The sequence below is a fragment of the Rahnella sp. CG8 genome, from assembly GCF_023701875.1.
GTDB lineage: Bacteria > Pseudomonadota > Gammaproteobacteria > Enterobacterales > Enterobacteriaceae > Rahnella > Rahnella aceris.
Map to the genome: position 1 here is coordinate 76,058 of NZ_JABAED010000018.1, position 23,951 is coordinate 100,008.

The 23,951-nt window shown below is 41.5% G+C and carries 21 protein-coding genes; 11 read left to right on the forward strand and 10 right to left on the reverse strand.

From position 1 onward, the window contains the following. Positions 1-83 precede the first annotated feature (83 nt). A complete protein-coding gene (locus HGO41_RS17180; RefSeq protein WP_250981258.1) occupies positions 84-1,895 on the reverse strand; it encodes an ATP-binding protein in 1,812 nt (603 codons plus the stop codon). Positions 1,896-1,897: 2 nt separating this feature from the next. Continuing rightward, entirely contained in the window at positions 1,898-2,932 is a 1,035-nt protein-coding gene (locus HGO41_RS17185) for an SIR2 family protein (protein WP_031604802.1), read from the reverse strand. A 514-nt stretch (positions 2,933-3,446) separates the two neighbouring features. Between HGO41_RS17185 and HGO41_RS17190 the strand changes: the two genes are divergently transcribed. Further along, positions 3,447-4,394: an ArdC family protein gene (locus HGO41_RS17190; protein WP_250981259.1), complete on the forward strand. Its 948-nt coding sequence runs from the start codon at positions 3,447-3,449 to the stop codon at positions 4,392-4,394. Between the two features lie 194 nt (positions 4,395-4,588). Here the strand turns inward: HGO41_RS17190 and mobC are convergent, their stop codons facing one another. From mobC to HGO41_RS17220, 6 genes are all read right to left on the reverse strand, one after another. Next, positions 4,589-5,278 (reverse strand): MobC family replication-relaxation protein, encoded by a 690-nt coding sequence (gene mobC / locus HGO41_RS17195; RefSeq protein WP_250981270.1) that lies wholly within the window; start codon positions 5,276-5,278, stop codon positions 4,589-4,591. A gap of 66 nt (positions 5,279-5,344) precedes the next feature. Further along, positions 5,345-7,204 (reverse strand): type IV secretory system conjugative DNA transfer family protein, encoded by a 1,860-nt coding sequence (locus HGO41_RS17200; protein WP_023137331.1) that lies wholly within the window; start codon positions 7,202-7,204, stop codon positions 5,345-5,347. A 941-nt stretch (positions 7,205-8,145) separates the two neighbouring features. Next, positions 8,146-8,727, reverse strand: coding sequence for a Rossmann-fold NAD(P)-binding domain-containing protein (locus tag HGO41_RS17205; protein WP_153376550.1), 582 nt, complete (start codon positions 8,725-8,727; stop codon positions 8,146-8,148). A gap of 45 nt (positions 8,728-8,772) precedes the next feature. Then, positions 8,773-9,330: an NADPH-dependent FMN reductase gene (locus tag HGO41_RS17210; RefSeq protein WP_250981260.1), complete on the reverse strand. Its 558-nt coding sequence runs from the start codon at positions 9,328-9,330 to the stop codon at positions 8,773-8,775. Positions 9,331-9,333: 3 nt separating this feature from the next. Continuing rightward, positions 9,334-10,284: an NAD-dependent epimerase/dehydratase family protein gene (locus tag HGO41_RS17215; protein WP_153376548.1), complete on the reverse strand. Its 951-nt coding sequence runs from the start codon at positions 10,282-10,284 to the stop codon at positions 9,334-9,336. Further along, positions 10,281-11,459: an MFS transporter gene (locus HGO41_RS17220; protein ID WP_153376547.1), complete on the reverse strand. Its 1,179-nt coding sequence runs from the start codon at positions 11,457-11,459 to the stop codon at positions 10,281-10,283. Before HGO41_RS17220 ends, HGO41_RS17215 begins: the two co-directional genes overlap by 4 nt. Positions 11,460-11,790: 331 nt before the next feature. Here HGO41_RS17220 and HGO41_RS17225 point away from each other — a divergent pair, with 331 nt between their 5' ends. The 6 genes from HGO41_RS17225 to HGO41_RS17250 all read left to right on the forward strand — a co-directional run bounded on the left by HGO41_RS17225 (position 11,791) and on the right by HGO41_RS17250 (position 17,356). Continuing rightward, positions 11,791-11,940 carry a hypothetical protein gene (locus HGO41_RS17225; protein ID WP_153376546.1) on the forward strand — a complete coding sequence of 50 codons (150 nt, stop codon included), beginning with the start codon at positions 11,791-11,793 and terminating at the stop codon, positions 11,938-11,940. Positions 11,941-12,001: 61 nt separating this feature from the next. Then, the gene (locus HGO41_RS17230; protein WP_153376545.1) at positions 12,002-13,813 is read left to right on the forward strand and encodes a hypothetical protein; all 1,812 of its coding nucleotides are present in this window, start codon (positions 12,002-12,004) and stop codon (positions 13,811-13,813) included. 14 nt (positions 13,814-13,827) lie between these two features. After that, entirely contained in the window at positions 13,828-14,388 is a 561-nt protein-coding gene (locus HGO41_RS17235; RefSeq protein ID WP_194286523.1) for an NAD(P)H-dependent oxidoreductase, read from the forward strand. 10 nt (positions 14,389-14,398) lie between these two features. After that, positions 14,399-15,106: an O-methyltransferase gene (locus HGO41_RS17240; protein WP_153376543.1), complete on the forward strand. Its 708-nt coding sequence runs from the start codon at positions 14,399-14,401 to the stop codon at positions 15,104-15,106. Further along, complete coding sequence (locus tag HGO41_RS17245) at positions 15,099-16,112, forward strand: pyridoxal phosphate-dependent aminotransferase (RefSeq protein ID WP_153376542.1); 1,014 nt, start codon at positions 15,099-15,101, stop codon at positions 16,110-16,112. The genes HGO41_RS17240 and HGO41_RS17245 overlap by 8 nt, the downstream gene beginning before the upstream one ends. A gap of 8 nt (positions 16,113-16,120) precedes the next feature. After that, entirely contained in the window at positions 16,121-17,356 is a 1,236-nt protein-coding gene (locus tag HGO41_RS17250) for an ATP-grasp domain-containing protein (protein WP_153376541.1), read from the forward strand. Between the two features lie 131 nt (positions 17,357-17,487). Here HGO41_RS17250 and HGO41_RS17255 read toward each other — a convergent pair whose 3' ends face one another. Both HGO41_RS17255 and HGO41_RS17260 read right to left on the reverse strand, forming a co-directional pair. Then, entirely contained in the window at positions 17,488-17,964 is a 477-nt protein-coding gene (locus tag HGO41_RS17255; protein ID WP_153376540.1) for a GNAT family N-acetyltransferase, read from the reverse strand. Between the two features lie 461 nt (positions 17,965-18,425). Continuing rightward, positions 18,426-19,694 (reverse strand): tyrosine-type recombinase/integrase, encoded by a 1,269-nt coding sequence (locus HGO41_RS17260; protein ID WP_153376539.1) that lies wholly within the window; start codon positions 19,692-19,694, stop codon positions 18,426-18,428. 969 nt (positions 19,695-20,663) lie between these two features. On the opposite strand from HGO41_RS17260, the gene HGO41_RS17265 reads away from it, so the two are divergent. From HGO41_RS17265 to HGO41_RS17280, 4 genes are all read left to right on the forward strand, one after another. After that, positions 20,664-20,927 carry a helix-turn-helix transcriptional regulator gene (locus HGO41_RS17265; protein ID WP_250981261.1) on the forward strand — a complete coding sequence of 88 codons (264 nt, stop codon included), beginning with the start codon at positions 20,664-20,666 and terminating at the stop codon, positions 20,925-20,927. Positions 20,928-21,067: 140 nt separating this feature from the next. After that, entirely contained in the window at positions 21,068-22,120 is a 1,053-nt protein-coding gene (locus HGO41_RS17270) for a pPIWI-associating nuclease domain-containing protein (protein WP_129544603.1), read from the forward strand. 24 nt (positions 22,121-22,144) lie between these two features. Beyond that, a complete protein-coding gene (locus HGO41_RS17275; RefSeq protein WP_250981262.1) occupies positions 22,145-22,558 on the forward strand; it encodes a hypothetical protein in 414 nt (137 codons plus the stop codon). A 481-nt stretch (positions 22,559-23,039) separates the two neighbouring features. Beyond that, complete coding sequence (locus tag HGO41_RS17280; protein ID WP_129544601.1) at positions 23,040-23,414, forward strand: hypothetical protein; 375 nt, start codon at positions 23,040-23,042, stop codon at positions 23,412-23,414. Positions 23,415-23,951 lie beyond the last annotated feature (537 nt).

A 23,951-nucleotide genomic window follows, 5' to 3' on the forward strand; every position in this document is an offset into this window, starting at 1 on the left:
AAATATTAATGAGCACATCATAGGGCTATCCCTAGTAGAGACGCAGATCTCTAATCTTGCACTGTTCTGATATTGAATCATGATCATAGTAGTGAAATTTCTTCAAAAGTAATGGTACTGCTGTGGGGGCTATGATGTATCTCCAATTCATTGATGCGAAGTTTCAGCGGCATTGGACATACCACACCGCTGAATATGCAGGTGCCAGTAGAAAGGGTGGGAATTGATTCCTCGGTGAGACGGTCAATATAAGAAACTGACTTCTCAATAGCGTATAAATCATTCTGGTTTATCAACCTATGGATGAAATAATTATGCGCCTGAGAAATAATAGTGGAGGAAATATCATTCGGTCTTTGACTCGATAGGGTTACAAATACACCGAATTTTCTCCCTTCCTTGATGATTTCTTCAAAAGTTTCAAGTCGATAATCTTTCCAACTCTCGGTTTCACGAAAAGATGTATTAGACAGGATATTATGTGCTTCATCAATGATGAGACTGAGAGTTGAGTAGGGGTCACCTGCTTTTTTATCAGCATAGGCCCATTTAGCGAGTAATAATGGAAGTGTTTTTTTCATGGTCAGATTGACCATATTCAGGTTGATGACTACAAAATTACTGTTGCCCCAAAAATCTCTATTCCCATTGGTATCAAAGACTTTTCTAATATCTTTTCTGTTTGCACTCATTCTATTTACTACTGGTGCTATGTGTTCAGGATTTGAGCGACCGGATAAGAATTCGAGGATTAGCTGCAAATACATGAATCCAAGCAAGGATTCTATAACATCATTTGGAAATTCATAGGATTCTGCGAGTCTGAACAGGTTTGAATGCTCCGTATCTTCAGGAGAGTCAAAAAAGCGACCTGTGTTGTTAAACCAAACTTTTCTACCGAAATGAAACTCTAGATCGGATGTCATATGCTCATGATCGTTAAAAATTGGTCGAAAAAGATCAAGAAGGGCATCACAACGTGTCTTATCGCTACCACACAAAGTTTCCCTGATCTTTTTCTTGAGTATATTTCTAAAAAAATCAATAGGGGCATCAGAGCGATGAACTGCCGATTTGAGTTCAAGTACTCGCCTTAAAAATGGTTTCTGGGTTTTGTCTGTTGCATCAGTAAGGACAGAAAGGATCTCATGTTCAAGTAATACACCTTCCGGCATAGGGATTTTATCCCCTTGATCATTATAAGTGCTAAGGTTATAGACAATTTTCTCCGAAGTTATGCATTCATCGGCACCATATTCACCATTGAAATCAAACAATATAAACTTACACTTGCTTTGAAAGCTCTCTTTTAGCATTTCAGACAACGCGGCATAACCGTGTTTGTACAGAGATGCCAGAGTGTTTGACTTCCCACTACCGGTATTACCGAAAATAGCAATGTGAGAATTTAATAAACCGCTAACAGGTAGGGTAATATCGATATCTTCAAGATCAGTACGGGCGAATGTGATAGCACAAGTTTGTGCTCTCACTATCTGATGAATGAGCTGAATTATCTCTTCGGTCACTATAAATGCTTCGTTTCCAATTAAGGGAATTTCCCTTGTACCGACAGTAAAATGACCGTTCCGATCAACGTAACCCGACAAAGAGACAGTCAGGTAGCGGCGAAAACGTATGGACTCAGCACCGCTTCCTAATGGATTTTTCTCCTCAAGTATCTTTTCTGCCTCTATTTTACCGATTAGGCTCATGAATCCTTTCTTGATTTCGATAAATCCGCCAACGGATACGTTCTTAAGTACTTTTCCACGGAAAAAAAGATCGCTAAGGTTTTTATTTTTATCGACCAATATGCTTATTGTTCTTCCTGACACCTCACATACTTCACCGACACGGAGAACTGCCTCTTCATGAATAAATTCTTGTGCCACAGTTATCTCCTCAGAAAACAATTTATAATTTCGTTTACCTTAGTGAAATCTAATTCTTTACCTGGAGTGTAAACTATTTCCACATTAGAGTAGTCTCTGAATTTTTCCATAAATGCGATTCGAGAAATTTCATTATAGGAAAATATTATAACTTTAAGAGACATGTTTCTTAGCGCTTTTTTTGTTAACGTCTCTATGTGTTCATCTGCAAATGAGAAACCAAAAACTACAAGCAATGCTCCTTCCTTGTCTAATTCATTAGAATAACTTCTAAGAAGATCGTAATAGATATTCTCAAGAAGAGTTTCGCGAAATTTATCCTTTCTGGGAAGAATGAGTGCATGTGAGAGCACCCAATTTCTTAGTTCTTCATGGGTAGCAAAAGCTACAGGTCTCAATGGGGGTACTTGGTAGTAAAAATCATTTTTATATTTAAGCCATGATAAAGAACCATGAAGCTTAATCAGGTTTATTGTCGGTAGCTCAACGCTATAGTTATAAAGGTTTCCAGTAGCATGAGTCGTATGGTAGAAGCTGGCTGGATCAAATAAATGTGCACCATACAAATTTCCTCGCCGACTAAAACCATCATTTAAGATAACGTTATAGCTTTTGACGGCAGCATCTTCGATAAACAGATCATAATTTGTGGTAAAGAGATTTATTCTCCTAGGTAATAGGCCAGTTCTTCTTTGGGTAAGAATCTTTTCAAGAGAGTGTAGGAAACCGGAGTAATAGGTGCGAGTGACAGTTACGTTATCTAACGTGGGTTGACTATGCGGTATACCTTGCTGAGTTCTATCGAGTAGAACGTCATTAGCTTCCCAAACTGAGGTTAGAAAATCGCCTGCTTGCTGAAAATAGGCTAAGTCATCTCCTGAACGCACGTGCTCTTCTAGTTGCGCTTCGATATCTCCTAGTATGCGGATAGCTGGTAGTGACGCTCCGGAGCCGATAAGAAAGTTGATGTTTGCTGACTGAAAAACACGCTCAAAATACTCTCGATCCCGATCCTGACCGTAGTATGCTCGTTGCATTGCCACAGTAAACGCTTCCTTAAGTTTAATTTTAGTGTGTAGATAGGAATTATCTTACCGATACTGCACATAATTGCACCACTTTTACGAGCTGTCATCGAGAACTTTTTGGGACTAATTTTCTTCTTTTTGCTTCAGCTTTAGCTAGTAGCGTGTATCTCGGATCTTAAGAGATATGCAGATATAGCACTGTGCGATAATCAATAGAGGGCATGTGAACATCTAGTCTGAAAGCAAAACATGAACCGTATTTTTAATGCAAAACACTGCCTTTCCCAACAACATTTCACCGCAGCGAACTAAGGGGCGCTACGCCCGGCTATGCAGGGGCAAGTTTTGTCTCCTGTGCGCTTTTCGTTCCTGTATCGGCTTCCTGTTAATCGTTTCCCAACACAACCCGTCCCGCAAGGATAAATGGCACGCATGCTGCGCCCTTGCAGGACAGAACGACGTCGGGAAAGCGAACCGTCAGGCGATACGAAGACGAAAATCACACACTGACGGAGAAAAAACGATGACGATTTCCCTGCATACCACCCGGACAAGCGCCCCTAACACCGCAGCGGCGACCAGCGTATCCCCGCTGGACCCGTCAGGCTCCTCAAAAACGAAATTTTTTAAAACCAGAAAGGATATTTATCAGACCGTCACCGACAACATCATTGCAGCGCTGGAAGCCGGTGTTAAACCCTGGTCCTGTCCGTGGCAACGCGCATCGGGCATGTCTGGTCTGCCATCTAATTACGCAACCGGAGCAGCCTACAGCGGTATTAATATCATGCTGTTATGGTGCAGCGCATCTAGACAGGGTTTCAGCAATTCTCGCTGGATGACCTACAAACAGGCACAGGCAGCAGGTGGACAGGTTCGCAAGGGTGAGCATGGAACAACAGCCATTTTCTACACCACGCTGGAGAAGGAAAACGATGCCGGAGAAATTGACCATATCCCGATGCTGAAAACTTTCACCGTGTTCAACGTTCAGCAAATCGACGGCCTGCCCCTGACAACTGAAACGGTCAGCCCGGAAGCAACCTTTGACTCGTTGCCCGAGGCTGAAAACCTGTTCAGGAAGAGCGGCGCAAAAATCATTGAGAAAGGACAAAACGCCTTTTTCAACCCATCAACTGATGAAGTCTGGTTACCGGAGCGCCATCTATTCGCTGATGCGGCTAACTTCTACGCTACTGGCCTGCATGAGCTTGTCCACTGGAGTGGTGGCAAAAAACGCCTGAACCGTGAAATGAAAGGGAAGTTTGGCAGTGCAGATTATGCAGAGGAAGAACTGGTGGCGGAGCTGGGAAGTGCCTTTCTGATGGCGGATCTGGGGATTGATGGCGAAGTACAACATGAAAGCTACATTGCTTCCTGGCTGAAAGCGCTGAAAAACGACAAGCGCTATATTTTCAAAGCGGCCAGCGCCGCCTCTAAAGCGCATTGTTATCTGATGAATAAACTCTGAGTCCGGAGCCGGACAACCGCAAGGGAATGTGGTTACATGGTTTTTACCGGCAACGCTGCGAGGCGCAGACTGAGGCGGAACGCAGCACAGCGAGTACCGAACAGCCTGCGCCTCGCAGTGGAATAAAAAAATATTCCGGGCTGGCGGTATCGCCGCCAGCCCGGTGAGGCCATCACGATGGCCTGAGTCAAAGCTTACGTATAACTGTCTAATGACAGGCGCTTTAGTTCATCAAGGGTATAAATGCGAAACACCCGGCGGTGACGTTCTTCCAGCGGGACGTGCTGATGGTTGATGATGACATGTTTGATGCTGTCAAACAGCAGTTCAAGCGCCCGTTTTTTCTGTGGGTCAGGCATGACATAAAAAACATAAATCCAGTGCTTGCGTGTACGGGCCAGCAGGTGGCTGGCGATAATAGACTGGTAACGGGCTCTGGTTTTCAGGCGGCGCTCGGTTTCAAGGGCAATAACGTTACCGTCGGGCAGCGTCAGTAATCCGTCCGGGCGATGTTTTACCTGATATTGGCTGAGAAAGCTGGCCCGGTCGCCGTTAATCCATCCCGAAGCGCCTTTCTTCTCCAGAATAAGCCTGGCGGCCTGATTATCAAGATGGTGCTCCAGCGTCCAGCCGGTGATTTTTGATGGTTCAAACCGCGCAGGAAAGATTTTATCATTCGGGGCTAACACCACCGCCAGCCCGTCGCTGGTGATCCCCCATAATGAAATCTTGATTGTCCGTGATTCAAGCATATGCTTCTGGATTAACCCCATTCGCTCCGTTTTTGCCAACAGCGAATAAAGCGACTTATGATCCCGGAAACCAAATAACTGCATCAGAGTTTTAAAATCACTGTAGGTTTCTTCTTTCAGGAAGTTCAGCAGTTATTTTATTTTTTCGTTGTTACGCGTCTGGCGCTCGCGAAAGGACGAAATCAGCATAACCGCTCCTTAAAAATCCAGCGGGGACAGGTGTTCTTCATCATCAGGTTTCGGCTTTACCGGTTTTACTTCGATTTCGTCGAAGAAAAGAGCCGGGTGCGTTGTCATCACATCCGGCATGGCTGGTTTATCATCCTCGCCAAAATCCAGCATGATCTTCACCGGGGCTGCCGCTGCGGCAATATCAGGGGAAACCGAAAAGATTTTTAGCTGACGCTTTCTGACCTTTATCGGCGAGATCAGTGAAGCAGAAGGTAGCGTTTTTGTCGTAAAGATAAAGCTGACAAAATCGGGCAGGTTCAGGATCATATTGCTGTCAATAAAGAAACGTTCGGCCTGGCGGATTGTGCGCTCACTGTCGATGGTTTCAGTCAGCATATTATCCGTTTTAGCCTTACGGAGTTCGTCATCCACCAGAATCGTGCCAGACATTCTCGCTATCCAGTCCGCTGTATCCGGGTCCATAACCCGGTAAACAAGTTTGAATTTGGCATTTTCAACGACCGCACCGACAACAGCGTCACTTTTCAAATCTGCCGGGCAGTCTTTTAAATCAGCAATGGACTGGTGGTCCATTATAATATGTACGCCTTTATCTCGTGCCGCACCTAAACCTTCAAGCGCAGGCTTTGATAAATGGTATTTCAGTTCGGAAAGATAAATAGCAATGGGGCGAGGAATGTCTGTCACACGGTCGCGTTTTTCTGCCATTTGGTAAAGGCGAACCAGCAGCATCCGCTGGGCGGTAATAATTTTGCTGTTTCGCATGGAACCGACAACATAACAGCAGCCACCTTCATCAAATATTTTCCTGAGTGAAAAACCTTTCGGTGAATTAACGGCGTTGAGTAATGCCAGTTCCTCAATCTTGCCGAAAAATGCTTTGATTCTTTCAGCAATACCCTGGACATAATCACCGTTATAAACATCCCGGAGTGTTGCCGATGGATTATCGCTGGCAAATTGCGCGGCCATACGTGCGGCTTTTCGGTCATCAATGCGATAAAAGTCTGACTCCTGACCTTTCTCTGCCAGACTGAAACCAGCAACGAAAAGTTCTTCCAGTTCATCGGCGGTGATCTCTTCAATCAGGTTTAACTGGTATTGGGGTTTTCTCAGGTCAATTAAGGCAAAAGGTTTCCCTGCATCCTCGCAGGCTTTGCGGTAAAGGTGGGGGGCCCATTCATCGTCTTTGGGGTCCATAACAAAAACGCCTTCACCGGCAATAATACTTTGATATAGCAATATCCCGGCAGCTACCCCTTTACCGGCTCCGGTGGTGCCGATAATATCCGCGTGCTGTTTCTGCCAATCTCTTAACGGGAGATACATTGGTTCGTTCTCCCTGTCCATGCCAGTGAAAATGCCTTTATTCAGGTCGATATAATCCAGCGGGTTATAATGCAGAGTTTCCGGCAGAAGGGATTTTACGGTGCGGACATCGGTGCGCAATTCCCGTTCAAGGGTGGTTTTTTTAATAAGGCGTTTCTTTATTTTGTCCAGTTCCGGCGTGAATATCCGGCGAAGCATAATATGAAAAATAATCCCGGTCACAGTGAAAGCAATCCGTACTGACCAGGCCAGTACCGTATTATCACTGGTGAGTCTGGTCTTATACAGCCACTGGAAGGATCCGATAACTATCGGGGCCAGTGTGCCAGAGAGAAAACACAGCAGGGAAAAAGCGATAATCAAACTTTTCCATAACGGGGCTTTCTGCCGTTCATCGCTTTTCATTGATGCAAAAAACGGCATCGTCAGCCCCGCTAATAATGCCAGCACCAGTTGTTTCTGTTGCACAAAAGCCAGCACCGCCAGCATCCCGTTCACTATCGGGGACAGTGAAGCGGCAAGCTTATCTAAAATCATGATGCCTCCTTCGTCAGCTATTCGCCCCATGACATCGCCCCATCAATTCGCCCCACGGTGTCGGGCGAAAAGACGGGGCGATGTCATGGGGTAAAGAAGGTGGCCGCTGTGCGGCCATGTGCAGGAAAGCATGCTTCCCGGTACGAAACGGCGTGCGCCGGTACATGCGGGCTGGACGCCCTTATTGCCCGGTGCATGGGGGTAATGTCGCGGCTGGACGCCACGTCAAAACCCCCAAACGTCAACGGCGGCACACCGTCGCCCGCTACGCGCGACCACCCCCTTTAAGACGGTCGCTTTCGCCTTTTTCTTCCCTTTGCTCGTGCCTCGCAGCGGGAATAAAAGGGAAGCTGACCTTTAAAGAGGGTGGTCGCGCCACGCTACCGGCTTTTGGCCGGAGACTTAGCCGCGACGGTGTGCGGGGCTGTGCCCCCCAAATAAACCGCTGTCGTGGGCGACAGCTTTTCGCTCGCCGGGGCGGCGAAATTTATTCGGCTCCCCCCGGCCGGCAAAATCCGCGTGGGCGCGGCTGTTTGCCGGTGAGGCGCGGTACCTGAACTATTCTCGCTCCTTAACCCGCGAAAATAATTCTGTCCGCTGCCTCATTTTTACGGCCCGCATTTCTTCACTCCTTAATCCGCGAAAAATGTGGAGCCTTAAAAACCTGAAAACCGTCACGCCTTAAGCCGGACTCGCCCAGATTTCCTGTTCAATTTCTCCAGCTACTGAAGAGATGGCTTCGCCATGCTCGGCTAAAATAACCTGAATTCGTCGGGGCAGTTGTGAATGAAAATAAGTCAGTAATATCCGGTCAGGTTAATATAGAAAATGAAGGAACTGATATCGCTAACTGAGAGTGGTAGCTAATTCTGGGGCTGGTGAAAGGGTGTGAGAGCGTCATTATTAGGCTTACATATTGACCATGATTGATGTTGATGAAGCTAATGAAAGGCCGGACGAAAGGTCCAAGGCATAGTAGTTCCGATAGTTGTGATTTTAAGGTCATTATCTAAAGCATGATTCACACCATCAGAAATTTCATAATTAGATAACCATCTGGAAGATTTGAATATCAGCCCTTTATCAATAATAAATCCCAATATGATGATCCTGTAATCAATGTTGGGATGCATCTTGGAAAAATACATTGAATTTTGTTCTAATTTTTTAGGTTTAGAAGGATCAGCAGCAGAGCTCCCGACAACATGCCAAAGAGTACACTCTGTATAGTGAGCGATTGTAGAACAAGTATCTATATCAGAGGGTTCATGTACCCAGCATATTGCGAAGTTAAAAAGGCCGAATTTATGTGTATGCAACTCTAACTTTTTTTTAGTAGCATCAGCATCATGATAATCACAGGCAATATGAAATATATTATCTGACTTAAGATTAAGTTTTAATTTCCTAAAATTATCTTCCCCACGAGATAAGATAGAAACCATATTTCCGTCTTTAATCAAACGCTCAACAACACCCGATAACATTCCAGTTCCTCCAACAACAAGATAATGTGAACCCATTTTTCATTCCTCATATTATAATTTACAATAGTAATATAAATTCGTTTAGTATTTTGACAGAACTTGATTCATTATATTAAGTTCAATAATTTGTCTTTCAAGTCTTTTGATGACATCATCACTAAAGCGAATGTTGCCAGATGAATTTTCAATAATATCAGACTTAGATGCAGCAACTTCGGTTTGAAGTGGATATCCATACATGGTTTTTACCAGTGTATTCATTGTGATACAGGGGAATGCACATCTTTGAGGAGAGCTTCCATAACTAATAAGGCCGACAGCCTTGTTACGAAAAGCATCATATCTTAAATGATCAATCGCATTTTTGAAAACGCCGGATATAGTACCATGATAAAGTGGAGAGCCGATTAAATAAGCATCAGCTTTGTTAAAGCGTGAAAGAAAATTTCTTACGTTTTCATCGGGATAATCCTCAGGGTGGGAATGGTAAGCGGGATCGGCAAATGGTAGTTTAGAGAATCTAAGATCCTCGAATGTTACTGTTACACCAATTTTTTTAAGGAAGAAATCACTTTTCTCCATCAATAAGCGAGTTTTAGAGTTTTCTGAAATGGAGCCGCAAAGAATAAAGACATGCATAATTCATTCCTCATTATTAATCATATGGTATGAAAGATAATCTCTAAAACCTTTTTCGAAGGAACTGTAATCACAATCAAACCCCCATTTCCGAGAAAGGGTAGTGCTTAACGGCTTACTCCTATTAAGAATTACAGAACACTTTTTACTACCAACGATGTCAATACAAATATCATGCCTGACTTGTTGCAGTGTCGATACTAGTTCCTGAAAACTTGTAATTTCTCCTGGGCTAATATTCAGAGCTCCTGTAGCATCATTAAATGCAAAGTGATATAAAGATTTTGCTGCATCAGAGATGTATAAATATTCATTATTACCAATTACATCTTCCTCAACTATAACTTTCGTACCAGAAGAAGCATTAAGAATATTCTGGACAATAGATTTTAAGTATCTGCCCATCCAAGCACCACCAACAAAGTCGCCAGCACCATAAACACCACAAAATCTCAGAGACAAAGTTTTCGTATTGCTTCTCAGAGCAATTTTGTTCAAGTAATTTTCACAAATTAGTTTTCCGAGACCATACATATTGGTCGATGTTTTAGGAGAATACTCATCGAAATCAAAATTCTGGTTATTGAAGTCATATACAGCAAGGCTGCTGGTAAATAGGATTTTTTTGACAGAATTCTTTTCACACTCGTCGAAAATGTTTAAAGAATCAACAATGTTAACCTGTAATGCAGCAACAGCATTAGAATTAACTTTAGAGTCCATTACACCTGCAGTATGTATTACTATTTCTGGGCTAAAGTCTTGGAATACTCTTGAAACATTATTGTAATCATTAATGTTCATCACTAAAAAAGAATTTTTGATTTCTACCTGGTCAGCCAAAGAACCGTCTAACAATACTTTGTCAACTATTGTGACTGTATGACCTTGATGAATAAAATTTAAGGCTGCATGAACTCCAATTGACCCTGCGCCAATAATTAATATTTTCAATTATGCACCTCTTCTTGAGAGTTGGTAAAGTAAATAATCACAATGAGAAAGGTTATTATTGTAAAAGCAAAGCTTAAAGTAAAAATCGGTTTAAAAACCACTAATGAAACAATAGATGTTGCAATTGAAGAAATAATAAACTGAAGGAAACCAAAGACTGATACAGCTTTGGACGCATCCTGATGAAATTTTGACAAGCACTTTGTGAACGACGGGGGAAAAATCAATGCGCATCCTGCATTCCACAAAAAAGCGCTGAATACAAATGCTTCGAGCAGAAAAGTTGCTTCTGCAAGAAACACGAAAAATAACAAAATTAGAGAACTGAGTAGTAGAAAACCAATACCAAAATGAAATGGTTTATTAAAAATTATGAGACCAGGCATAATGAGATTCATAATTGAAATCATCAAATATCCAACTGCGCTCAGTGGTGCTATATAACCATAGGCATAGCTAGGCAAATGTAAGTCTTGCTCAAAAATAAAGGGCCCGAGAACTGTAAAAGAAAATATTCCTGCAAAGGCCAAGCTAGCTACGAATGAGTACTTAAGGAAGTATTTATCAAGGAAGATGAATTTAAGACCTGACCTGACGGTTGTTTGGAACTTTACTTTTTCGGTACTAGGTACTGCACTGACACTCAATATCAAGAAAATAACGCCAAAGAAAATTTGTAAAAAGAATGGTGAGTACCATCCCCAGTTAGTAGTTGCAAAGGCACTGAGTATTGGTCCAAGGATTGGCGATAGGGAGAAAGTTACCCCTGAGATGAAAAATGCTCTAGATATAAAGTCTTTATCGATTTTTTTTCTAATAACTGCACGTGAGGATATAACGATTATCGATGTTGCTAGTGCCTGTAATGCTCTAACAACATAAAGTATTTCAATTTTGTTATATACAAAGATTAGTAAGGTAGCTAACAAATACAAGACCGAACCAATTTTAAGTGAAATTTTTTCACCGAACTTGTATACAATAACATAAACAAAGAGCTGGGAAACTCCAAAAACATACAAGTAAATAGCAGTAGAAATTTGAACTTCTTTTGGTGTGGCTGATATAGCCTTAGCTATTACAGGTAAAGCAGGAGCGAGCAAAGCAAGTGATATTGGTGAGCTAGCGCCTAGTACAGCACAGACCCAACTAAGACTATATGTGCTGTTTTTCATCTCAGCCTCCAATGTTAACTACCTTTAAAAAAATTTATAAAACAGCAAGTTATCATTAAAGTGATTTTACATCACATCCTATGATCAACGTTTAACAAAATAATATGTACAAGATAGAAGAAAAAGCAAATAACAATAACTTATAATTAATGGCATTTATTTTGTTTACATTTCTTTACATCTTAAAATGTAAAAATTACAACTTTAAAAAAGTTTTGATGTATTAGTTAATATGTCAGCCCGAAAGACTAAATCACTCCAGCATTCATTTGGGGTGTGCTTTAGGAATGACAACTACTAAGTTTTCTAACCTATGAAAAGGAATATTGCTATGAATACTGCAAAAAACAACCCTAAAGTTTCTGCAAAAAGCGTTTCCAATTCCGTACAAATGCTCAAAGATCTAGAGAAAATGGTAGCATCTGCTCGTACTTCAACTAAGGCCGATGATAATCTGGCTGTTCGCGCAATTGCATGGTAGTTGTGTTCGGGGAGAGAAATCTCCCCTTTAAATAACTAACTGATTTAAAAGGGAGATGGACATGAAGGCATTACCGCTAATTCTTGCTCCATTCAGTACTTCTTCGCAGAGACAATTATGGTTAAGTCCAATTGATATCCCAGAGAGTAAATCAAAGATTGAGTTTAAAATACAGCAGCAAAGCCATGAAACATTCTCGTTTATCATCACGTTACTAAATCAACTTTACAACCAATTTCCGTCATACCGCGATAGTATCCAGGCTCTACTTTCTCAAGTTCGAACAGTAAGTGACTCACAATCAGAGGATTTTGCTTTAAGCGATAGCAATTTTACTGCTGATGCTGTCCAGTTTGCTGTATTAAGAAGAATTAGTCGTGAAAGCGTCTATACGGCAACTGTAATTGACCAGGTTGCTAAAGAACTGAACAGGGTACTCTGCGGGAGTGAAATAACTGATGCTATTGTTCAAGATTTTGATGAAATTGATCGCCCATCATTGAAAATACTTTGTAGGGCAGTTTTATTACTACCTAATACAGAAAAGTTGAAATGGCATTGGGGCGGAGGAGATGTTTCAAGATCAATTTATTTAGAAAATAGTGAATTAGCAACAAAATCAACTCCAAGATCAAATTTATTAAAACAAATTTTTCATGTGATTATTAAGCCCCAAGTTAACTATCCGCCCCTTTACCAAGCTAAATATGATACATCGATGCCTGTTAAAGTGCTTAAATCTTCAAAGCCAAAAAATGTTTTAGATATTAGTCGTGCGCTTGTTATGCAGAACTATGATGGCTGTTTCCATTGGGCTGAGGAACTTCATGATTGTACGAAAGATCCTCAAGAGAAATCAGAGTCTTTAAGACTGCTGTCTTTAAGTGCTGTTAATACAGGCTCTTATATAGAAGCTATTTCTTATTCCGAACAGGCCGAAATAATTACCTCAGATCCTGTCACAAAAGCTAAAATTTGTTACATGGCTGGGTTGATATACGCCAAACGCCTCTACAATTCAAATCTAGCACTAACGCAATATGAAAAAGGAATGCGATATCTAGAACAGGTACCAAAGACACCAGAAGTTTTAGTTGAACAAGCATGGTTAAAAAATGGAATTGCTCTCTTAAACGCGTTATCGTGGAAGAAAACAAAAAATGATGACGATTATCAACGAGCCTTCGCGCTTGTTAATGAAGCTTTTTGGCTAATAAGCGAGCTTGAAAATCCAGCAAGTGCATATCTAAGATTCAATTTACTGGCAAATGCAGCTTTTTTGATGGAAATGCGCGGTGATTATAATGCTGCAATAAGCGTATTTGAAAATGTTTTTGAACGTTTTGCTTTAAGAGACCAGCAAAGTGCTAGAGGCCAGATGACAATAAATTACCGGATGGCCGGTTTAAGGATGAGAGCAAAGGATTTCAATGGGGCTTTTCTACATATTTCTCGAGTCATTGAAGCTGACGAGGTATTAAGTTGTCCATTTATGGCCGATCATGTTAAAAGGCTTATTGGTTATTATTACTTTATGACTCAAAATTATAACAAAGCATATTTTATATTTAAGGAAGGTTTGGACATAACATATGCAGCAAGGTTGGGCTCTGGACTTATAAGTCATGTTACAGGAGTAATTTCCACCTTAATCGCTTTAGGTAAGTATTCAGAGATAAACTACTACTTTGACATGCTAAATTCCTTGGGTTTAGATGAACATGTAGTCGATATAAAGGATAAAATTAGCAAAAATTCATGCACACCATTATCTCCATTATGGAAACTTCCAGCTTATATACCCGAGGTTGATTTAGAGGATATTCCTGTAAGTAATCTGAACAAACAGTTAGTTAATCCTGCTATAGCTTAATCATGAGGCCATCGATGATTGTTGTTATAAATGCAACTAGAAAACCTGCACCTTCTGTACAGGGTAACAGTGCAACACGCACACTTTTAAACAATGCACTTGAAAAAGTAACTCCTCATTATGATAGTTTTAAATATTATGACATTAGAGATATGGACCTGCCTTTTTTTGATGCCAGAGAAACAAAACTTTATAATAGCTTAGATTTAAATAACTTGTTAACTGATCTAGTTAAAGCCAAAGGGGTCTTTCTGGGAGTACCAGGTTACTGGAGCGGAGTATCAGGATGCTTTAAAAATCTTATAGATTTAATTTGTGGAGCTCACTATGACTCACTAGAACCTGAGACAGTTCTTAAAGGTAAATATTTTGCAGGTTTTTCTGTAGGCACGGACAATCTGACCACACTACGGACGGCTGAACAAACATACAGTATACTTGTATCAACTGGTGCGCTACCGGCAGAAAGGATTATACCTATTCCTAATCCGCGCTCCGCATCTTTTGATCTTGAAACTTCAGAAATTCTTATTTTGAATGCTCTAGTACAACTGATTAAATCAATAGAGCTATAAGGCGAATCTAATGAATACAGTTGAGGGTATTATTGATAGACTATTGGAAAACTTATCCAATGATGGGTTGAGGATCTCTTCTAATCAATCTGTAGATTGGGCCTTTTTTTCTTCTGCCGGAAAAGAGATAAATCAAAACTTTAATATTCTTTCAACAACTATAACTCCTGCTATGTGTAGGCTTCTTTACGCATTTGGTTGGATAACTGTCCCTGAATCAATCATATCTTTAGGAAGCTATACGGGTTATGCATCAGCATGGATCCTTTGTGGCGCGCAAGACTATCATAAAAAAACAAATAAAGGTTCTAATAATATCTTGTTAAGTTGTGTTGATATTAATGAGGAATATTTAAATATTTCAACCGAAAACTTTAATAAGATCAATAAAAATTCAAATATAGAACATATCTTAATGGATGCCAAAGAGTTTATTACGGAAGATGATGGCAAAAGCAGTATATATTTCATCGATATTGACAACCCATTAAACGGAAAAGATGATTATAATGAGTTACTTAAGTCAATCTTAGAGAAGCCACCAAGCAATAAGTTTATACTTGCACATGATTGCTCAGTCGCTAAATTTAAAAATGTATTTTTAAATTACAAAAAAATTATTGATAAACTTCATCATAGTAATAAATTTTACTGTGAAATTCCCATCGACGAATGTGGTATATCTTTTTTACATTTAGAGGGCTGCCAAGATGTATGATCTCAGTTTGGGACACATAGTTTTAGATCAAAATGATGAAAGCTCTATCTTTTCAAGATATGGCAATCCATTTGGTCAACCATATTTGTGTGATGCGTTAGCAGCACTCCACAAAGTTTCACCTTCAGAAGTGGCCGTTACAACTGGCGCCTCTATGGCTCTAGCCTCTATATTTTCACATTTACCGATCGGTTCTGTAATAGCGTGCCCTCGCCCTTATTACCCTCCCTATTTAAGCCTGATAAATAGATTCGGACTTACACCTTATCTTTACAACTGTAACTCAGAAATAGAGTTAACTGACTCTATTTCTGAGTTAGCCGAAGTAGATTACAAAGCAATAATTTGGAACTTTCCACATAATCCAACAGGGATGGTTCCAAATAAAAAATTAGTATCTACTGCTATAGAACAGTCAACTGCAAAGAATGCTTTATTTATTTCAGATGAAGTATATTCAGATATTTTCTATGAAACTCGCAGGCCATTCTATGCTTCGGAAACAAGAAATAATACAATGGTTATTGTAAAAAGTTTCTCTAAAACACTGCAATTAGCTGGAGAACGTGTTGGATATTTAATCGGAGATAGTGAAGTAATTCGCAACATTATGAAACAGCATTGGATTCTATCAATGAGTGCCCCTATAAGTGGACAGGTACGTGCATTCAATGCCTTGAATTCTGGCTACGAAACTAACCTAATGATTCTTAGGGAAAGACTAAACGAACATATGAATTTAGCACTAAGCATCCTTTATGAGCATGGTGTTTCTCCTATTATGTATCCGCGTGGGGGAGTATTTATATGGTTAAAAAATACTATGAGATCATCTATGATTGAAGATTTTTCATTCTACGAATTATTAAAAAAAAATAAAATTGTTGTATCCCCAGGTAAAGCGTTTGGTGTTGACCAAAGCCACATTAGAGTTTCTTTTGCAATTCCAAAACCAGAACTTATTGAAGCATTTACTTCTTTGGGAAGGGTGTTTTCTAATTCATAGGTGAATCAATGAATATATTAATTATAGAATCAAATCAATCTGGCTTAAAATCTATCCCCACAGCTAAAAGCATGATGTTTGATGTTACCTTTGTCCAAATTGACGACTACTCTCCTTGGCCTAAAACCCCTGAAAATATTTCGCTGACTCAACAATCCAATGAAATAATATCAGTTCCTCATTTAGAGGATAAAAATTATATTTTAGATATAATTGCTAAACTTCATATAAAAAAACCTTTTGACTTTATTTTACCTTTAGAGGATTTAACGGCAGAACTTGCGACCTGGATTGCCAAAAAATTAAATATTAAGTCAACTAATTACACCGCGCTAATGAACTGCAGGAATAAATTTATTTGTCGGAAAATAATAAAATCAAACTATATAGCATCAGTACCTTGCGAGATTTTAGTTACACTTGACGACTTAGATAAGTACACTGGGAAATATCCTGCTGTAATTAAACCTTCATTTGGCAAACTCAGCCTGAACGCATTCATCGTAAAAAATTACGACGAAGCTCGATATACCTTGAAGTCTTTGCTCTCAGATAAAAAAGACTTTATAACTGAACGCGGTTTTTTGATCGAACAATATATACATGGTGAGCTTATATCAGTTGAAGTTGCTTGTTTAGGTAATAAGTCTGAAGCATTTATGACTACCTCTAGAAAACGTAGTTTATTGAATGATGCTTTCGAACTAGGTTCTGGGATGCCCAGTGGCATATCTGAAGATCTTTACAAAAAAGTAACTAAATATGCTGAATCTGTTGTTGATGCACTGGGTTTAGATTTGGGTATGGCGCATGTCGAGTTGATAATTCAAAATGGTCAGCCTATTTTAGTTGAAATAAACCCAAGAATTATGGGAGGGCCTTTAGAAGTAATTTATAGAAATGTAACCGGTGGTGAAAATATTTATAAATACTTGTTAAATATTTTTGCAGGTCAACCTACAGTTCCACCTAAAGCTTTAAAAAATACAGCTGTTAGTTCTTTATGTTTGTTCAGCAATGCTGAGCAAATTTTACCTTCAGATTTTACACCAAACTGGATTAAAGATAACTTGCCAGATATTCTTGAATCGAGAATAATTGCTAGGTCAGGTGAGGTGATACACAAAAACTCGATGATAGGATTTATATTTTCTATCGCAGAAACTCCCAAGGAAGCTGAATATCTTTGTGAGTTGGCATTCAATAAAATTAGGAAAGACTTCAAATTAAACTTACTTACATGATTTTAAATTTCAAAAATGTACTGATCGCTAAAATTTACTTGAAAAATAAATGTTTTCGCTGATAACTGCCCTTAATCCTTCACCGGGCAGATCAGAGTCAGAAACCAACGTTAAAATTATCCAAGAGAACTTTATACCGTGGTCAGTTTTTTACTCATAAAAACGGTCGTGCCACCTTTGAACGGTTCACGTCTATCGATTTTATATCCGAGCGCTGTATATAGTGCGATGTTCGCCTCGAACGCCTCGTTCGTCTGCAAGCGGATTTCCCCAAGCATCGATTGAGCAGTCTTACTTTCAACATGCGCCAGCAATGTACGCCCGATCCCCATTCCCTGCCAGTGCGGATGGACCGCTATATTTTCTATCCAGAAATGATCGGCACCTGGCCATACTTCGATCAGGCCGACAACTTCCCCTGCGACAATAGCGAGATTAATATCATGCTCACGGACGGTTTTGTTAAAATCAGCCGTCATGGGCGTCGGTTCGCGACCAATAACCGAAATCCATTTGGAATAGGCAGCACACACTATCTCACGCACTAATTCTGCTTCATCTTCTTCCGCGCGGCGTACCGAAAGGATTGCTTCAAGCGACTTGCTCATATAAACCCCTTAAAGCTCGACTTGTCACTAGAATATACAACATAGCAGGCTTTGCAGTTTTGCTACTGCTTAACCCTAGATTGCTGCCACCAATTTGGCCTTGCCACTGCCGGATGGTTGGCGCTGGACAGAATAACTAAAGTGTATAACTGGAGGGAAAATTAAGAAAGAATCCGTGCTAGCGACCTGGCTGTGCGGATTGAATCGATAATTGGGATCTCCCCTGTATCATCAAATTGAACAGGCAGGTAACGTCCGTTTCTCCCAGCTCATAACAGACCTAAGCCGTTTCCGTGAATAGTTTTGTATAAGAAGAGGACCTCACACTTTCGATTCACGCAAGTTAATCCGGTTGAAGATGCTCATAAACGGCTTAACAATTTCTCCGAATTAAAGCCAGAAAAATGCCGTACCAGTACAGACTGATACGGCTTTTTTTGAGGTTTATTTTGTCAGAAGGGCTATCTCATTGTGTAACTGATTTCCTTCCCACAAATATAAGGCGGCACATACTCTTTCCGGCACATATCCAGATAATCCGACCACCATTGCATCATCGCTTTACGGGCATCGAGATATTCTGCTTTATGGATGTAAGCCGCTCGAACGCTGTTACGCTCCTGGTGACTCATCTGCCGTTCAACCGCATCCTGCGGCCACAGCCCAGACTCCATCAGGGCACTACAGGCCATTGCCCGAAACCCGTGGCCGCAGATTTCATCTTTTGTGTCATAACCCATCAGGCGTAGCGCCTTGTTGACCGTGTTTTCACACATCGGTTTATACGGATTGTGATCGCCGGGGAATACCAACACCTGATGCCCGGATATTTCCCGTATCTGTTTCAGAATAGCAATAGACTGACAGGAGAGTGGAACGATATGTGGAGTACGCATTTTTGCACCACGCCCAGAGTAGCGGACACCGGGGATGGACTCGCGAGTGGCAGGAATGGTCCAGATTCTATTTTTGAAATCGATCTCAGACCAACGGGCGAAACGCAGTTCGCTGGAACGGATGAAAAGGTGCAGGGTTAGTGATACGGCCAGGCGGGTTAACTCTCGTCCTTGCTGGTAGTCCTTAATGCGAATCAACAGTTCCGGCAGTCGCTCCAGCGGAAGGGCAGGGTAGTGGCGTTTAATGGGAGGGGCGATGATACCGTCCAGATTTGCTGCCGGATTGTTCTCTATCAACTCCTGATGTACGGCATGACGTATGATGTTGCACATATGCTGCCGGGTACGTGCTGCGACTTCCAGCAGACCTTTTTTCTCAATCCCTTTCAGCAGGTCGATGAAATGGCGGGTTTTCAGTTCTGTGACCGGCAGGTGTCCAATTATCGGGAAGATATGGTTGTTCATGCTGGCAAGCAGGCGGGTTGCGTGGTTCTCTGACCATGTCCGGTTGCTGTTATGCCACTCCAGTGCCACATGTTTGAAGGTTTTTTCTGGTGTGGAAGGGGTTCTTTCAGCAGAGCGCTGCTGTGCTGGATTGATATTCTGCGCCAGCAGCTTGCGGATACCGTCACGCTGTTGTCGGGCATAAGCCAGAGAAACATCGGGATAGGCCCCTAAACCGAGGCGGGATTCTTTTCTATCGATACGATATTTGAGATACCAGAGACGTGAACCGCCTGGATTGACCAAAAGGTATAGACCGTGCGAGTCGGAGACTTTGAAGGGTTTTTCGGATGGTTTTAAGTTGCGGATTTTTGTGTCGTTAAGAGACATTTGGGGGTCACTCCGTCATCGAACCAACTTGACCCCAAATCTGACCACCAAATTCTCCCGATGCGGAGGGAAAACTGAAAATGCATCGGGAAGACTTTTCACGCTAACTCATTGAATTCGAATCATATAGGGATTCGCAAAGTGGCATGAAAATAAGAATTTGGCTCCTCTGACTGGACCTGAATCCAGGCTCTAACCAATTGATGAAATAAAAGTTTCATGGATAAACCAAATTGGTTAGGACTTAATTATGGACTTATTTTATAGCGGTTGCCACCATTTTGTATGCTGAGTTTCGTCGAGGAAATTTCTTTGATCTGAACGAAGCGGGTAACTAAACAAAATTCGGGTCGCGTGCCCTTCAAGTATACTTCGTGCAGACTCAGTGCCAATCACGCACAGCCATTCGGCTCCCCTCATGTCCAAGATTTCACTTACGCCCTTTGTTGTTCTGCTTCGTTTTTATAAAGGTTACTGAGTGTTCGGCTTACTTTTTACTGTGGTCGCAGCCAGACACTTGTTTACACCGAAGGGGGATCTCATTCAAACGCGCATACTGCAAAATTGTTGTCCTTTTCGTTGGAGGATCTTGCCACACCTCTGACCTGGATTCTTCTCGTCTTAGGTATCAGGCTATTGGTGATTGGCTGGTTGAAAGCCATGCTTCTTTCCCGCTTACTTAGGCGCGATCACGGGCGAGATGAATTCTATCCATTAGGTGGCTGCAGGGGAAAGAGATGTTGGCCGAATAGCAAATCTACATTTTTGGCTAACTTGCCATTGGCTGCTCTATTTTACGCCCCGCACTATGAAACAAGGCTCCGTCTTGCGAACGGAGCCCATAAGCTTCAATCATTATAATGACGATTTCCTTGGTGTATGGCTGATGTAAAGGTTTTACTTTACAAATAAAATGTAAAGGAATGCTAGACAGACGTCAATGATAAAAATTGATTGTCTGGATTAACAATGATAGGGAAAAGACTGAAAGAAGCCCGGAAGATGTGCGGTATGACACAGGAAAGGCTTGGGGTGATGATTGGCATTGAAGAAGCTACCGCAAGGCAACGTATCTCACAATACGAGCTGGGAACTCATACGCCAAAATTTTCACTTGCGTGTCAGATGGCTGAGCTGCTGGGTATGCCTGAGTGTTATTTTTATGTCAAAGATGATGAGTTTGCGAAAAAAGTCCTGGATTTGTACAGGGAAGAACTGAAACACAGAACCTGACGTAGCCAGGTAGTCGCGTAGCCAGGGGAGGCCCGAAACGCGTTTTCGACGACAAGATATCGCTCTTCAGCGTATCATTGCGTTCTGTCACATAATGACGGGCTAACCAGCCCAGTATCAATTGATACTTAGGTACTTGTATGAAACTAAAAAAAATGCTTGAAATGGATTTTATTAAAGAGTTTCGGGAGCACTTGGAAACAGACTTTGAGTATGAACTCCTGTACGCCAGTCTTCGTAACTACTGTTCTCACGGCAATCCTCTTCGCTTAAACAACTTTGCTTATGCAATGCGTGAGCTGATAAATCATGTGCTGAAACGATTGGCGCCGGATGAAAGAGTTATGGCGTCTCCATGGTTCACTAAAAACAAAAATAACGCCACTGTTACCCGTAAACAGCAAGCTAAATACATTGCCCAGAAGCATATACCCGATCAGCTTCTTGATGAGGCAGCTCTCGAAATTCTAGAGGCTGGTATAGGCTGGTTTAATAAAAACTATGCTTCGTTAAACGATTACACCCATATTAGCGAACATTCTTTTGATAGTAACCCCAAGCTGTTTTTTGAACGTGCCAAACTGCTCATACAACTGTGTAATAAAATATTCGATGATTTCGATGAGCTTGAGCGACTTATTACTGAATCAATAATTGAAGAAGTTCAGAATGAAGTTAATGAAGTCACAAGAAATAACATTCCGGACGAACTGGATATTTTATCATCACAGACAACTGTCGATTGGTGCAATGTAGCCTCCACTGAATTGCTCAGCCTTGATGAAGTGTATATCTATCTTCTGGTTCGCGGAACAGTTGAGATTACGAGGCAGTATGGGCGTGGGGAAGATTACTTTGCGCAGGGAGACTCGTATCCATTCAAGTTCGCTGTTTCTATTCGCACTGATAATTTCAACGCAATATCACCATTACTTAACACTGCAGTGGTGGATACAGGCTCATGGTATGACGATGGTGAAGGGTCTGCTCATTATGACACAATTTATACAACCAGACGTTTTTTAGCGATGATCTCACATGTACACATTAAACCAAGTACAAAGAGAAAATTATTTCCCGAGCTTAATACGATAGTTGCGTTAGACACACAAGAAACAGAAGGCATATCAGGCTCGTTGGTATCAGAAACATTATTTTCAAATCAAGAAAGCTTCAGTTTAAGTGAATTTTAGGGTTGGCGGCGGTAAGAGGAAAAAATGTCCGATAAGATACTGAGCCTACATAGAATGCCTATTGAGTCTTTCAAAATATTTGCAATGTCATTACCACATGGACCAAATTATGGTAATGCAGAATTCCTTTCAGCTTGGGAAAATGAAAAAGGGCTTGGATATGGCGCAGTGCTTCGATTCAGTAATAGCTTATATGGCCTTGTCGTGCTCAGGCGGCGAGAAGATTACGTTCTGGTACCTATCGAGCATAAAACCTGTTTTACTGAGCAGGAAGCTGTAGCGCAACTGGATAAGCATCTTTCAGAGGGAGGGGGACCATTACCTATTCCATCTGGGCAATCACCTAGAGCCCGACTGGATCAGGTTGGTGGGCGGAATATTTGTCAGGCATTTCTACAATTATCGTCCACGATAAAGTACCGAGGACATTTCATTTAATTGCCGAACTTTATCTGGCATTGCCCAAACCTGATGATAATTTCATAACCGATCTCCAGAGCCGGAGGTTCAACTCTAGAATCTGGGCGCTATATCTCTTCGCATGCTTTAAAGAGCAGGGGATTAAAGTTTTTCAAGATTACCCATCTCCGGACTTTATGCTTATGTGCGGTAATAACAAAGTTTGTGTTGCAGCAGTCACCGCGAATCCAACTGGCCCGGGTAGCCTGGAGTTACCTCAAACACAGCATCCCCCTGAAGATCGATTAGCCCGCACAGCAGGTTATATGGCTGCACGGTTCGCCAAGACTATCAGGTCTAAACTCCAGAGAAAATATGAAAAATTACCGTATGTTAGAGGGTTGCCATTTACAATCGCTATAGCTGATTTTAGCGGTGGAGGCACTATGCTCTGGTCTCGCGAGTCACTTCCTGCCTATCTGTTTGGGCAAACGGCACATACAGTCGAAACGTCCAGGGGATGAAGGCTGCTGCGTTACCGATTGACCAACTTATAGGCCATGAACATATACAGGCTGGACTGTTTAACAATCCAGAAATAGCAAATTTGTCTGCTATCTTATTTAGCAATGCTGGGACATTGCCAAAATTTCAACGGATGGCCATCCAGGCTGAATTTTCCCCACCAGTTGTGAAAGCCCGCAGAATTGGTATTTTATTTGACAGGACTGAAGGTGCTTTGGAACCAATCAACTTTGATCTTGATATTCAATCACCTGAATATATAAATCTTTGCGATGGCAAAGAATTTTGGTGTTTTGAACTTGAAGTATTTCATAACCCCAATGCTACTCATCCAATGTCCCACGATTTCCTACCAGGGGCAACTCATTGATTTGAACACAATGGAGAGATCACCTGTGAGACCCAATGGAAAAACCAAGTACTTGCATCAGTAACCAAGTTTCGTATTGATCCAGATATCGCCGACAAACTCAAAAGTAAGGAAGAATCGTGATTTGTTTGGTGCTTGGTGCTTGGTGCTTGGTTACTCGGGGAAGAAGAAAATTGACAAGAATGGTGGTGGAATGAGGACGATAGTTGTCACGAGTTTGATGGTCACCTCTGTGTTACTCAATACCCGATAGGTAGGCTTGCTCCTCGCTCGCAACTGCCCATCATCCTTGCTTACGGCAACTTCGTGCCATAAGCAGACATGGTTAATACTACAGTGTCTTAATCAATGGTCAGCTTAAGTGAAACGAATAGTGCACGGTGGACAATACCGGTACACTTAACGAGCAAAAGACTGACAGTGTGTTCCCAGCATATGCCATCGGTTTGGGGTGTAGATCAGGAAACGAGCAGATAAAACAGCATGGTAGATATCCATGTTTAGCTCCTTGCTAATTGAGAGAGTAATATATTTCGG